The 13728-nt window shown below is 68.5% G+C and carries 10 protein-coding genes; 6 read left to right on the forward strand and 4 right to left on the reverse strand.

Annotated elements, in window-relative coordinates:
- Positions 1-44 precede the first annotated feature (44 nt).
- Together lpdA and FHG54_RS10325 are read left to right on the forward strand one after the other, a co-directional pair.
- Positions 45-1418: a dihydrolipoyl dehydrogenase gene (lpdA, locus tag FHG54_RS10320; RefSeq protein WP_139417196.1), complete on the forward strand. Its 1374-nt coding sequence runs from the start codon at positions 45-47 to the stop codon at positions 1416-1418.
- 68 nt (positions 1419-1486) lie between these two features.
- Positions 1487-3070 carry a 2-oxo acid dehydrogenase subunit E2 gene (locus FHG54_RS10325; protein ID WP_139417197.1) on the forward strand — a complete coding sequence of 528 codons (1584 nt, stop codon included), beginning with the start codon at positions 1487-1489 and terminating at the stop codon, positions 3068-3070.
- Here the strand turns inward: FHG54_RS10325 and FHG54_RS10330 are convergent.
- Positions 3067-4578 carry a serine/threonine-protein kinase gene (locus FHG54_RS10330; RefSeq protein WP_139417198.1) on the reverse strand — a complete coding sequence of 504 codons (1512 nt, stop codon included), beginning with the start codon at positions 4576-4578 and terminating at the stop codon, positions 3067-3069. The genes FHG54_RS10325 and FHG54_RS10330 overlap by 4 nt on opposite strands.
- Before the next feature lie 171 nt (positions 4579-4749).
- Between FHG54_RS10330 and lipB the strand changes: the two genes are divergently transcribed.
- The 3 genes from lipB (at position 4750) to FHG54_RS10345 (ending at position 7169) form a co-directional block, all read left to right on the forward strand.
- Positions 4750-5385, forward strand: coding sequence for a lipoyl(octanoyl) transferase LipB (gene lipB / locus FHG54_RS10335; RefSeq protein ID WP_139418405.1), 636 nt, complete (start codon positions 4750-4752; stop codon positions 5383-5385).
- The gene (lipA, locus tag FHG54_RS10340; RefSeq protein WP_198165873.1) at positions 5382-6371 is read left to right on the forward strand and encodes a lipoyl synthase; all 990 of its coding nucleotides are present in this window, start codon (positions 5382-5384) and stop codon (positions 6369-6371) included. The genes lipB and lipA overlap by 4 nt, the downstream gene beginning before the upstream one ends.
- 84 nt (positions 6372-6455) lie before the next feature.
- On the forward strand, positions 6456-7169 hold the full coding sequence (locus FHG54_RS10345; protein ID WP_139417200.1) for a DUF4191 domain-containing protein: 714 nt from the start codon (positions 6456-6458) through the stop codon (positions 7167-7169).
- A 39-nt stretch (positions 7170-7208) separates the two neighbouring features.
- Here FHG54_RS10345 and FHG54_RS10350 read toward each other — a convergent pair whose 3' ends face one another.
- The gene (locus FHG54_RS10350) at positions 7209-7643 is read right to left on the reverse strand and encodes an RDD family protein (RefSeq protein ID WP_139417201.1); all 435 of its coding nucleotides are present in this window, start codon (positions 7641-7643) and stop codon (positions 7209-7211) included.
- A 137-nt stretch (positions 7644-7780) separates the two neighbouring features.
- Between FHG54_RS10350 and glnA the strand changes: the two genes are divergently transcribed.
- Positions 7781-9205: a type I glutamate--ammonia ligase gene (gene glnA, locus FHG54_RS10355; protein ID WP_139417202.1), complete on the forward strand. Its 1425-nt coding sequence runs from the start codon at positions 7781-7783 to the stop codon at positions 9203-9205.
- Positions 9206-9323: 118 nt separating this feature from the next.
- On the opposite strand, the gene FHG54_RS10360 is transcribed toward glnA, so the two are convergent.
- Both FHG54_RS10360 and FHG54_RS10365 read right to left on the reverse strand, forming a co-directional pair.
- On the reverse strand, positions 9324-12341 hold the full coding sequence (locus tag FHG54_RS10360) for a bifunctional [glutamine synthetase] adenylyltransferase/[glutamine synthetase]-adenylyl-L-tyrosine phosphorylase (RefSeq protein ID WP_139417203.1): 3018 nt from the start codon (positions 12339-12341) through the stop codon (positions 9324-9326).
- An 8-nt stretch (positions 12342-12349) separates the two neighbouring features.
- Positions 12350-13687, reverse strand: coding sequence for a glutamine synthetase family protein (locus FHG54_RS10365; protein ID WP_139417204.1), 1338 nt, complete (start codon positions 13685-13687; stop codon positions 12350-12352).
- Between the last annotated feature and the right edge of the window lie 41 nt (positions 13688-13728).

Consider the following 13728-nt stretch of genomic DNA (forward strand, 5'->3'; position numbering starts at 1 on the left):
GAGGCAGTCCGTGTCGCAGATCCGGTGCGCAAGGGAGAGAGCGTTTGTCCGAGCAGAACTTTGACATTGTCGTCCTGGGCGGTGGCAGCGCCGGCTACGCCGCTGCGATCCGCGCCGTCGAACTCGGCATGACCGCCGTGGTGATCGAGAAGGACAAGCTCGGCGGCACATGTCTCCACCGCGGTTGCATCCCCACGAAGGCGCTGCTGCACTCCGCAGAGGTCGCAGAAGTCGCCCGGGAGTCGGAGAAGTACGGTGTCAAGACCTCGTTCGAGGGCGTCGACATCGCCGGGGTCTCCGCGTACCGCGAGGGCATCGTCGCAAGCAAGTGGAAGGGCCTGCAGGGGCTCTTGAAGGCGCGTGGCATCACGGTGGTCGCCGGCGAAGGCCGACTCGCCGATGCGAACACGGTCACGGTCGGTGAAGACCGCTACGTGGGCAAGAACGTCGTGCTCGCCACGGGTTCGTACTCGCGTTCGCTGCCCGGCCTCGAGATCGGCGGCCGCGTCATCACGAGCGAGCAGGCGCTCGAACTCGACTTCATCCCCAAGAAGGTCGCAGTGCTCGGCGGCGGCGTCATCGGCGTCGAGTTCGCGAGCGTGTGGAACTCCTTCGGCGCGGAGGTCACCATCATCGAGGCGCTCCCCCACCTCGTGCCCAACGAGGAGGAGACGATCTCGAAGCAGCTCGAGCGAGCCTTCCGCAAGCGCGGCATCGAGTATTCGCTCGGGGTGCGGTTCCAGAGCGTCACCCAGAGCGACGAGGGCGTCGTCGTGACGCTCGAGAACGGCACGACCTACGAGGCCGAGCTGCTGCTCGTCGCCGTGGGCCGCGGGCCGGTCACGCAGAACCTCGGTTACGAAGAGGTCGGAATCACGATCGACCGCGGCTTCGTCATCACGAACGACCGCCTCGAGACGAGCGTGCCAGGCGTCTACGCCGCCGGCGACATCGTTCCCGGTCTGCAGCTCGCGCACCGCAGCTACCAGCAGGGCATCTTCATCGCCGAGGAGATCGCGGGTCTCGCCCCGATCGTCGTCGAAGACGTGAACATCCCGAAGATCACCTATTGCGAGCCCGAGGTCGCTTCGATCGGCTACACCGAGGCGAACGCCGCCGAGAAGTTCGGCGCCGACCAGGTCTCGGCCTTCGAGTACAACCTCGCGGGCAACGGCAAGAGCTCGATCCTCGGTACATCCGGCATGATCAAGGTCGTCCGCGTGAACGACGGACCGATCGTCGGCGTGCACATGATCGGCGGACGCGTCGGGGAGCTGATCGCCGAGGCGCAGCTCGCGGTGAACTGGGAGGCGTACCCCGAAGACATCGCCCCGTTCATCCACGCTCACCCGACCCAGGGTGAGGCCTTCGGCGAGGCCGTGCTGAAACTGGCCGGCAAGCCGTTGCACGTCATGTGATCCCGCCGCCCCCAACCACGACTGCAATAAGCTAGAAAGCGTTCCCACGCTGTGAAGGAGACAAGCGCATGAGCGAATCCGTCAGCCTCCCGGCACTCGGTGAGAGTGTCACTGAAGGCACGGTCACCCGCTGGCTGAAGAACGTCGGCGACCGTGTCGAGGTCGACGAGCCGCTGCTCGAGGTCTCGACCGACAAGGTCGACACCGAGATCCCGTCACCCGTTGCCGGTGTCATCGAGACGATCCTCGTCCAGGAGGACGAGACCGTCGAGGTCGGCACTGCGCTCGTGACCATCGGCGACGGTTCGGGCGGCGCAGATGCACCGGCCGCCCCCGAGGCAGCAGAGGCCGCGGCCGCTCCTGCGGCTGAAGCGGAGCCCGCGGCACCGGCCGCTGAGCCCGCAGCACCCGCTGCTGAGCCGGCAGCACCCCCTGCACCCGCTGCTGAGCCGGCAGCACCCGCTGCACCGGCCGCTGAGCCCGCAGCACCCGCTGCTGAGCCGGCAGCACCCGCTGAACCCGCTGCTGAGCCTGCGGCACCGGCTGCCGAGCCGGCAGCACCCGCTGCACCGGCCGCTGAGCCCGCAGCACCCGCTGCTGAGCCCGCGGCACCGGCCGCCGAGCCTGCAGCACCCGCTGCCGAACCTGCGGCACCGGCCGCCGAGCCTGCAGCGCCCACGGCGCCTGCTGCTGCGCCCGTCGCCCAGGCGCCGGCAGCCCCGGCAGCCCCGGCAGCCCCCACCGGTGGCTCGCACGCCGGCCCCGCCGGGTACGTCACCCCGATCGTGCGCAAGCTCGCAAACGAGCAGGGCGTCGACCTTGCGAGCGTCACCGGCACCGGTGTCGGCGGTCGCATCCGCAAGCAGGACGTCATCTCGGCGAACGCGGTACCCGCGGCATCCGCTGCCCCGGCGCGCCAAGAGCTCGAGATCTCGCCGCTGCGCGGCACGACAGTGCCGATGACGCGTCTGCGCAAGGTCGTCGCCGAGCGCGCCGTCGTCTCGATGACGTCGACCGCGCAGCTCACGACCGTCGTCGAGGTCGATGTGACCCGGGTTGCGCGTCTGCGCGACGCGGTCAAGGGCGACTTCCTCGCCAAGACCGGCAACAAGCTCTCGTTCCTGCCGTTCTTCGCGATGGCTGCAGCCGAAGCGCTCCGTGCCTACCCGATCGTCAACTCGACGGTCGACGGCGACAGCATCGTCTACCCGGCCCACGAGAACATGAGCATCGCGGTCGACACCGAGCGCGGCCTCCTCACCCCGGTGATCCGCGACGCGGCCGAGCTCGACATCGCGGGCCTCGCCGCTCAGATCGCCGATCTCGCCGAGCGCACGCGCAACAACCAGTTGAAGCCCGACGAGCTCTCGGGCGGCACCTTCACGCTGACGAACACCGGTTCGCGCGGTGCGCTCTTCGATACCCCGGTCGTGTTCCTGCCGCAGTCGGCGATCCTCGGCACCGGCATCGTCGTGAAGCGACCGGTGGTCGTCTCGACCGACGGCGCCGACGCGATCGCCGTTCGTTCGATGGTCTACCTGGCCCTCTCGTACGACCACCGCATCATCGACGGCGCCGACGCGGCCCGCTTCCTGACCGCCGTCAAGCAGCGGCTCGAAGAGGGCGCGTTCGAGGCCGACCTCGGCATCTAGTCGAAGATCTCCCGCAGCCGCCATCCGGCCTCGCCTCTCATCACGAGGAGCGAGGCCGGTTCGCGTTCCCCTACCGCATACGGAACCGTCACGAGCACCGCTGATCCCATCTCGGTGAGGATGGCGGCGCGTGACGGGTCGAGCTTCGCCGGCACCTCGCCTCCGTCACGCGCCGCCGACATCGCAGCGAGATCTGCAGACTCGAGAGCCGACCCGGGCTGCAGCACGTCGGACAGGCACGCCAGGTCGAGAGCGTCGAAGCACTCGCCACGCCGCGCCACGAGCTGTTGGACCGCCGGCATCACCTCGTCGACGGTCGGCTCGGTCGAATCCGCGTCGGCGTCGGTCTCGGCCGCGCCGCGTTCAGCCGGAGGGGCGGGTTCCGCTGTCGGCGCCGGTGCCGGCTCGGGCGCGATGACGGGGGTTCGAGTCGGTCCGCCCCCTCCTGCGGTGGCCGGTGGAACCAGCGTCAAGAGGAGTGTCAGCGCTCCCCCGCCCACGAGCGCCGCGACGATGAGCGTGGGGCGGCGCGCTCGAAGTGCGCCCCGCAGACGCGAACCGGCGTGCTGCGGGTTCCGGCCGGTCTCCCGCCCGGCCCGGCGTGTCGGTTCATCCGGGTCGGTCGTGTCGGGCTCCGCTCCGGCGAGGAAGGTCGGCCACTGCGCCAGGTCGAGCAACCGGCGGCGGCCGGTCCTCACCGCACCATTCGCCGAGCCTGCGACGGATCTGATCTGACCGGGTTCGGCCGCGACCGACTCGAGCGGTGGGGTCATCCGTGCGGGGAGCCCGGGACGCCGAGTCACGACCACGACACCGTCGACCGGAGTCGGCTCCGCAGCCGCGAACAGCGAGCGTTCGAGTTCCGCTTCACACGGCACGAAGGGCCGCGCCGACAGCCGGGCGCGCAGGAACTCCGCGACGGGGGCGAGCTGTTCGGGGCGATCGGTGGCAGCGATGACCTCGTCGAACAGCCCGGCGAGCACCGAATGGCCTTCGCGGAGGAGTGGCGTGCGTTCGTGCGCCTTCTGCGGAAGCCGCACGAGGCCGCCGAGCCCGATGATGCGGGGCCGGCCACGGGCGTCGAGCACGACGTCGCCGGTCGTCAGCGTCGTATGCACGAACCCGTGGCGTGCGAGCTCACCGAGTGTCACCACGATGGGCGCGAGCACCGTCACCGCCTCGCCCGGTGACAACCGGCGATCGGCGATGAGACGCGAGAGCGACGGCCCGGCCAGGCGTTCGACCGCCAGCGCGCAGCGCCCGTCGTCGAGGGTCGCGATGTCGAAGAGTTCGGGCAACGACCCCGAGACATCCGTCGACATCGCCTCGACTTCGATGGCGATCGTCTCACCAGCCGCTGTGGCGGCGTAGACCCGCACCACGACGAGCGACGACGGCTCGTCGGGCCGACTGCCGACGGGGGTGTCGACCGTGGCGAGGAACACGTCGGCACGGTCGCCGGAGGCGATGCGTCGCAGCAGCCGATAGCCGGCCAGGGTCGACTCCACCGGCGGCTGCAGTTCAGGTGTCGCAGGATCGGCATCTGGGACTCGTCTGCCATGTCGTACCATGCGACCAGCCTCTCGGCACCATCGGTGTCGGTGGCGGCCGCAGGTCCATGGTGTGGACGGCCGACCGCATTCTTCGCTGTCGAGGACGAGTCGCCTAAGCTGATTCCCATGCTCGACATCGTCGTCACGGGGCTAAGCGCCAACTCCGTGCCGTATCTCGAGGGTCTCGACCTTCAGCGCGCCGTCCATCGCGCGGTCGTCGCGGGCGAACGCCCCGACACCGTTCTCCTCTTGGAGCACCACTCCGTCTACACCGCCGGCAAGCGCACAGCGCCCGACGAACGACCGACCGACGGCACGCCCGTCATCGACGTCGATCGCGGCGGCAAGATCACCTGGCACGGCCCGGGCCAACTGGTCGGCTACCCGATCCTGCGGCTGCCGGAGCCCGTCGACGTCGTCGGCTACGTGCGCCGACTCGAAGGCATTCTCATCGACGTGCTGGCGGGCATCGGGCTCGAGTCACGACGCGTCGACGGCAGGTCGGGCGTCTGGGTCGGCCGGCCCGGCCGGGAGAACAAGATCGCCGCCATCGGCATCCGGGTCGAAGGCGGCGTCACGATGCACGGCTTCGCCCTGAACGCCAGCAACTCCCTCGAGCCGTATGATCGCATCGTCGCCTGCGGCATCCGCGATGCCGGTGTGACCACGATCAGCCGCGAGCTGGGTCGCACCGTCACTCCGGCCGATCTCGTCGACGCCATCGCCGAGCGTTTCCGCGCCGAGGCGGCGATCGCCGCGTGAACGCAACACCCGAGGGGCGCAGGATGCTGCGCCTCGAAGTCCGCAACGCCCAGACGCCGATCGAACGCAAGCCCGAGTGGATCAAGACGCGCGCGAAGATGGGCCCCGAGTATCGGGCGCTGCAGTCGCTCGTGAAGAGCGAAGACCTGCACACCGTGTGCCAGGAGGCCGGGTGCCCCAACATCTACGAGTGCTGGGAGGATCGCGAAGCCACCTTCCTCATCGGAGGATCGCAGTGCACTCGTCGCTGCGACTTCTGCCAGATCGACACCGGCAAGCCGGCCGACTTCGACGCCGACGAGCCCCGTCGTGTCGGAGAGTCCGTCGTGCGGATGCAGCTGCGCTACTCGACCGTCACGGGCGTCGCCCGCGACGACCTCCCCGATGAGGGGGCGTGGCTGTACGCGGAGACGATCCGCGAGATCCACCGTCAGTCGACGGGCACCGGCGTCGAGATCCTCGTGCCCGACTTCTCGGGCAACCCCGCTCACCTCGCCGAGGTGTTCTCGGCCGAGCCCGAGGTGTTCGCGCACAATGTCGAGACGGTGCCGCGCATCTTCAAGCGCATCCGGCCGGCGTTCCGCTACGAGCGATCGCTCGACGTGATCACGCAGGGTCGCGACGCCGGACTCATCACGAAGTCGAACCTCATCCTCGGCATGGGCGAGGACCGCGGAGAAGTCTCGCAGGCGCTGCAGGATCTGCACGATGCCGGCACCGACATCATCACCGTGACCCAGTACCTGCGACCGAGCCCGCGGCATCTGCCGGTCGCCCGGTGGGTTCGACCGGAGGAGTTCGTCGAGATCAAGGCAGAGGCCGAGGCGATCGGATTCCTCGGGGTGCTGGCCGGCCCGCTCGTGCGATCCTCGTACCGGGCCGGCCGTCTCTGGGCCCAGTCGATGCACGCGAAGGGCCGGCCACTGCCCGCCGAGCTCTCGCACCTCGCCGACGCTTCGCTCGGCTTCGCCCAAGCGGTCGGCTGACTCCCACGGCCCTCCAGCCGTCGTCTCGGACCGCGTCCCGCATCGCGGTCCGGGACGACCCCCAGCGCCGGTATCCTTGAGACCATGGCACGCAAGAAGGACGCATCGAAGGCTCAGAAGGAGCCCGGCCGCATCAAGCAGATGTGGCAGGTCTTCCAGATGACCCGCCGCTACGACTCCACCGCGCAGTGGTTGATGCTCCTCGGATTCCTCGCACCCGTGCTCGTGGGTCTGGGCCTGGCACTCTGGTTCAGCGAGGGCAACGGCTTCACGATCGCGCTCTGGGTCGTGGCGGGAGTGCTCGCCGGTCTCCTCATCGCCCTGATCATCCTCGGCCGCAGGGCCGAGCGTGCCGCCTACTCGCAGATCGAGGGCCAGCCGGGCGCCGTCGGCGCCGTGCTTCGCAGCGGCCTTCGCGGCGGATGGGTCGGCAACGAGATGCCCGTCGCCGTGAACGGCAAGACGCAAGACGCCGTCTACCGTGCGGTCGGCCGTGGCGGAGTCGCACTCATCAGCGAGGGCCCGGGCTCGCGCACCAAGCGCATGCTCGACGACGAACAGCGAAAGGTCGCCCGCATTCTGCCCAACGTCCCCGTCACGCAGATCTCGGTCGGCGACGACGACGGTTCGATCCCGCTGCACAAGCTCCCCGTGACGTTGCGCAAGACGAAGCGCTCGCTCACCAAGCCCGAGGTGCTGGCCGTCTCCAACCGGCTCAACTCCCTCCAGACCTCGCTGCCGATCCCCAAGGGGATCGACCCGATGAAGGCCCGGCCCCAGCGCGGCAAGATGCGCTGACCGACCGTTCGCGTCTGCCGGCCGATACGCGGCCGCCGATCAATAGCGGATGAGCACCGTTCCGGCGATCTTGTCGTGGAATCCGCGCTGGTCGGAATCCCAGATGAGTGCCGGCACGACGAGCACGAGCAGCGCCGTGCGAACGATCGGACGCCAGGCGCCGACCCATCCGCCGTCGATCGGAACGACCCGCATGCCGAGCAATCGGTGCCCGATGCTGCCGCCGATGGTCGGGATGAACATGATCTGCAGCACGGCGAAGACGAGCGGCGTGACCCACGTGTACGCGACGGACTCGTATGGCGTGAAGAGCAGCGAGATGAGCATGGCGCTCGCCCAATCCACGAGGAGCGCGGCGACACGACGGCCGGCTCGGCCCACGGAGCCGCGACCCTCTCTCGGCAGGCCGAGCCGCTCCCCGGGCCACCGGCTCGGCTCGCGGACTCCGGAGGTCTGGGGTTTCGCATCAGGCACCAGACGAGTCTACCGAGCCGGACTACGCGTAACATGGCCGAAACATTACGGTCACGGCAGGGAAACGGCACCCGGTTAACCTCACTCCCGACCGTGAAAGTCCGTCCGGTTCTACATCCTCTTGGAGACTCCGCAACATGTTCAGCGATTCGTCCGAAGTTCTCACGTTCATCAAAGAGACGGATGTCAAGTTCCTCGACATCCGTTTCACCGACCTTCCGGGCGTGCAGCAGCACTTCAACATCCCGGCCTCCACTGTCGACGAGGAGTTCTTCACCGTCGGCCAGCTCTTCGACGGTTCCTCGATCCGCGGCTTCGCGAACATCCACGAGTCCGACATGCAGCTCATCCCCGACGTGACGACGGCGTACATCGACGCGTTCCGCGCCGAGCGGACGCTCATCATGGTCTTCGACATCTACAACCCGCGCAACGGCGAGATCTACTCGAAGGATCCGCGTCAGGTCGCGAAGAAGGCTGAGAAGTACCTCGCGTCGACCGGCATCGCCGACACGGCGTTCTTCGCGCCCGAGGCCGAGTTCTACATCTTCGACGACGTGCGGTACGAGGTCAACCAGCACTCGAGCTTCTACTCGGTCGACTCCGAAGAGGGCGCATGGAACTCGGGTCGCGCCGAAGAGGGCGGCAACCTCGGCAACAAGACCCCGTACAAGGGCGGCTACTTCCCCGTCTCCCCGGTCGACAAGCAGGCCGACCTGCGCGACGACATCTGCCTCAAGCTCATCGACGCCGGACTCGTCCTCGAGCGCTCGCACCACGAGGTCGGCACCGGTGGCCAGGCCGAGATCAACTACCGTTTCGACACGATGGTCGCCGCTGCCGACGACATCCTGAAGTTCAAGTACATCGTCAAGAACACTGCTGAGCGGTGGGGAAAGACGGCGACGTTCATGCCGAAGCCCGTCTTCGGCGACAACGGTTCCGGCATGCACACCCACCAGTCGCTCTGGAGCGAGGGCACGCCGCTCTTCTACGATGAGGCCGGCTACGGCGGCCTCTCCGATGTCGCACGTTGGTACATCGGCGGCCTGCTGAAGCATGCTCCCGCAGTGCTCGCCTTCACGAACCCAACGGTGAACTCGTACCACCGTCTGGTGCCCGGCTTCGAAGCACCCGTCAACCTGGTCTACTCGGCGGGCAACCGTTCGGCGTCGATCCGCATCCCGATCACGGGCACGAACCCGAAGGCCAAGCGCGTCGAGTTCCGCGCACCGGATGCCTCGGGCAACCCCTACCTCGCTTTCGCCGCACAGCTCATGGCCGGCCTCGACGGCATCAAGAACCGCATCGAGCCGCACGAGCCCATCGACAAGGACCTCTACGAGCTTCCCCCCGAGGAGGCCAAGGCGATCCCGCAGGTTCCCGGATCGCTCGACGAGGCCCTCAACGCGCTCGAGGCAGACCACGACTTCCTCCTCGAAGGCGGCGTGTTCACCAAGGAACTCATCGAAACGTGGATCGACTACAAGCGTGAGAAGGAGCTGAAGCCGCTCGCTCAGCGCCCCCACCCCTTCGAGTTCGAGCTGTACTACGGCGTCTGACCCCGAACACCCCTTGGGCCCGTACCGCTGCGGCGGTGCGGGCCCGTTCGCCGTTCGCGGCAGAGCTGTGAATCGGCGCGGGGCCGAGCGCTGACGCCGTTCGACTCGACGGAACGGTTCAGCCCACGGTCGGTTCGCGACGAGGTTCGACCCCGTAGAAACCGCGGTCGAAGACGACGCGGGCGCGTCGTGTGACGTGCAGGTAGTCCTGTTCGAGCTGGGTGGCGGATCCTGGCGGATACCCCATGATGCGGGCGACGCCCTCGAGCTGCGAGCGCTCGACGGGCAGCACGTCGGTCGTGCGATCGAGCCAGAGCGTGAGTGCCGAGCGGGCGCGCGAGGCGAAGACCCAGGCGGCGCGGAGCATCTCGGCATCGGATGCCTCGACGAGGCCGTGCTCGACCGCAGCAGCGAGCGCGTCGAGCGTCGACGTCGTGCGCAGCGCGGGGACCGCTGCTGCGTGCTGCAGCTGCACGAGCTGCACGAACCATTCCACGTCCGAGAGCGAGCCCCGCCCGAGCTTCAGGTGCCGGTTCGGGTCGGCGCCCTGCGGCAGTCGCTCGTTCTCGACGCGAGCCTTGATGCGCTTGACCTCGCGCACGTCGCGCTCACTGATCGCGTCGGGGTAGCGCACGGTATCGGCGAGCTCGGTGAACTCGTCGATGAGTGCACGGTCGCCGGCCACGCCTCGAGCGCGAAGCAGCGCCTGCGCCTCCCACGTCAGCGACCATCTCGCGTAGTACGCGCGGTAGGCGTCGAGCGAGCGAGCGACGACGCCGTTACGACCCTCTGGTCGCAGGTCGGCATCGAGGTCGAACGGCAGGCGGGCGTCTTCGCTGAGTCGCACGAGCTCGGCGACGATGCGCAGCGCCCGCGAATGGGCGGCCTCGGCCGCGGCATCCGTCGCCCGATAGACGTAGATGATGTCGGCGTCGGAACCGATGCCGAGCTCGCGACCGCCGAAGCGGCCCATGCCGATCACCGCGAACTCGATGCCGTCGGGCTCGATGCCGCGGATTGCGGCGACGAGCGATGCGATGTGGTTCTCGGTGACGTCGCTCAGCGCGTGCCCGAGCTCCTCGACGGTGCAGACGTCGAGGATTCCGGAGAGCGCGAGCCGCAGCAGCTCGCGGCGACGGGTGGCGCGGAAGATCTTCGCGGCCGAGTCCGGATCGTTGTGGCGAGCGAGCACCGCCCTGCTCTCGTCGTGAAGTGACGCCACCGACCGCGGCCGCAGTTCGTCGAGGTCTTCGAGCCAGGCGACTGATTCGGGGCTGCGTTCGAGCAGTTCCGCGGTGAAACGCGAGCCCGAGAGCACCTTGGTCAATCGGAGCGCCGCGTCAGAGGAATCACGGAGCAACCGCAGGTACCAGTGCGTCGTGCCGAGCGTGTCGCTCAGGCGCCGGAAGGAGAGCAGCCCGAAGTCGGGGTCGGTGCCGTCGGCGAACCACGAGATGAGCACCGGCATGAGGTTGCGCTGGATCTGCGCGCGCCGTGTGACGCCGGTCGTGAGCGCCGCGATGTGCGCGAGCGCGCCTCGCGGGTCACGGTAGCCGATGGCCGCGAGACGCGCTTCGGCTTGCGCACTCGTGAGCCCGAGACCGGATGCCGGCAGCGCTGCGACGGCCGACAGTAGCGGCCGGTAGAAGAGTCGCTCGTGCAGGCCGCGCACGCGCTGGCGTGTGCCCTGCCAGACCGCCGTGAGCTCCCCCGCGGTGCGGCCGAGCCCCGATGCACGAGCGAGCACCCGGAGCCGTTGCTCGTCGCTCGGCATGAGGTGAGTGCGTCGCAGGCGTTCGAGTTGCACCCGGTGTTCGAGGACGCGCAGCACCCGGTAGTCGCGCGAGAACTCGGCCGCCTCCTCACGACCGACGTAGCCGAGTTCGGCCAGCGCCGCGAGGGCGGGCAAGGTGCCGCGCTGATGGATGCCGTCGTCGGAAGCGCCGTGCACGAGCTGCAGCAGCTGCACCGTGAATTCGATGTCACGGATGCCGCCGGGCCCGAGCTTGATCTGCACGTCGACCTCATCGGCCGGGATGTGCGCGGTGACCCGCTCGCGCATCTCCTGCACGGACTCGACGAAGCCCTCGCGGCTCGAGCTCGTCCAGACCATCGGCGCGACGCCGTCGACGTACCGGCCGCCGAGTTCGAGGTCTCCGGCGAGCGGGCGCGCCTTCAGCAGTGCCTGGAACTCCCAGCTCTTCGCCCAGCGGTCGTAGTACTGCATGTGCGATTCGAGGGTGCGAACGAGCGCGCCGTCCTTGCCCTCCGGCCGGAGGTTCGGATCGACCTCCCAGAGGGGCGGTTCGATACCGGGCTCACCGACGATGCGCATGGTCAGCACCGCGAGCCGGGTCGCGATCTCGAGCGCCCGCGGCGTGGAGACCACGTCTTCGTCTGCGGACTCCGCGACGTAGATGACATCGACGTCGCTCACGTAGTTGAGTTCGCGGGCGCCGGCCTTGCCCATGCCGATGATCGCGAGTCGAGTCGCCTCGACCTCGGCCGCGGGATACCGGCCGGGCGACGACGGCTCGCCCGGTGCTCGCCCGACCACACGACGCGCCGCAGCGAGGGCCGCGTCGAGCGCCGCTCCGGCGAGGTCGGCGAGACCGGCGGCGACGACGTCGACCACGTCGACCGCATCGTCGCGGGTGAGGTCGTAGACGGCGACATCCGAGAGGAGTCGGCGGTACCTGATGCGGATCGCCGCCGCGGCGGCCTCCACGAGATCGGCCGGCGGAGCCGAGACTTCGTCGAGCGCGGTCAGGAGCGACGCACGAGCCTCGGCGACGCTCGGTGGGGCGGCCGGCACCTGCCCGAACGCGACGAGCTCCGATGGATGCCGCAACAGGAAGTCGCCGAATCCGCGGGACGCCCCGACGAGTCGAGCCAGACGCGCCGCGGCGTTCTCGTGGGCGAGGGCGCCCGCGAGCTCGATCGGTGCCTGCTCGTGGAGCCGGGCGACGACCGCGAGCGCCTCGTCAGGATCGGCGGCCTGCGCGAACACCTCGAGGAGCGAGTCCACTTCGGCCCCGGTGCTGCTCGACAGCGCCTTCAGCGACGCGGCCGCGCCGCCCAGGTCGGTGAAGCCAGCACGTGCGACGGTTCCGAGTGTGAGGCTCTGTCGGGACATCCGCTGCGTCAGAGGATTTCGAGGTTGCGCCGCAACTCGAACGGCGTGACCTGCGAACGGTAGTCGCGCCACTCGGAGCGCTTGTTCGCCAGCACGTAGTTGAACACCTGTTCGCCGAGCGTCTCGGCGACGAGTTCGGACTCCTCCATGAACTGGATGGCGTGGTCGAGGCTCGCGGGCAGCGCGTCGTACCCGAGGGCCCGTCGTTCGCGATCGGTCAGCGCCCACACATCGTCTTCGGCCTCGGGCGGCAGTTCGTACCCCTCTTCGATGCCCTTCAAGCCCGCTGCGAGCAACAGCGAGAACGCGAGATAGGGGTTCGCCGCGGAGTCGATGGCACGGTACTCGACGCGCGCACTCTGGCCCTTGTTGGGCTTGTAGAGCGGTACACGCACGAGTGCGGAACGGTTGTTGTGGCCCCACGACACGAAGCTGGGTGCTTCATCGCCGCCCCAGAGTCGCTTGTAGGAGTTCACGAACTGGTTCGTGACCGCCGAGATCTCCGCCGAGTGACGCAGGAGACCCGCGATGAACTGACGCCCGATCTTCGACAACTGGTACTGCGCGCCGGGTTCGAAGAAGGCGTTCGCGTCGCCCTCGAAGAGCGAGAGGTGGGTGTGCATGCCCGAACCCGGGTGCAGCGAGAAGGGCTTCGGCATGAAGGTCGCGTAGACGCCCTGTTCGATCGCGACCTCTTTGATCACGGTACGGAACGTCATGATGTTGTCGGCGGTCGTCAGCGCGTCGGCGTACCGGAGGTCGATCTCGTTCTGCCCGGGGCCGGCCTCGTGGTGGCTGAACTCCACCGAGATGCCGAGATCTTCGAGCATGCGCACCGACCGGCGACGGAAGTCATGGGCCGTACCGCCGGGCACATTGTCGAAGTACCCGGCGGAGTCGACCGGGATCGGCCCTTCTTCACCGAACTTCGACGACTTCAGCAGGTAGAACTCGATCTCGGGGTGCGTGTAGAACGTGAAGCCGCGATCGGCCGCACGAGCCAGCGTGCGCTTGAGCACGTTGCGCGGGTCGGAGACGGCGGGCTCTCCGTCGGGCGTCGTGATGTCACAGAACATCCGCCCGGTGGGGTCGATGTCTCCGCGCCACGGCAGTGTCTGGAACGTCGTCGGATCGGGATAGGCGAGCAGGTCGGACTCGTAGGTGCGGCTCAGGCCCTCGATCGCGGAACCGTCGAAGCCGATGCCCTCGGTGAACGCCCCCTCGACCTCGGCAGGCGCGATCGCGACCGACTTCAGGGTGCCGACGACGTCGGTGAACCAGAGCCGGACGAACTTGACTCCCCGCTCCTCGATCGTGCGAATCACGAAGTCGCGCTGCTTATCCATCCACACCCTCTCTCGCACCTCTCAGCGTACTGGCTCGAGCG

Origin of the sequence: Agromyces laixinhei, assembly GCF_006337065.1 — a bacterium.
GTDB lineage: Bacteria > Actinomycetota > Actinomycetes > Actinomycetales > Microbacteriaceae > Agromyces > Agromyces laixinhei.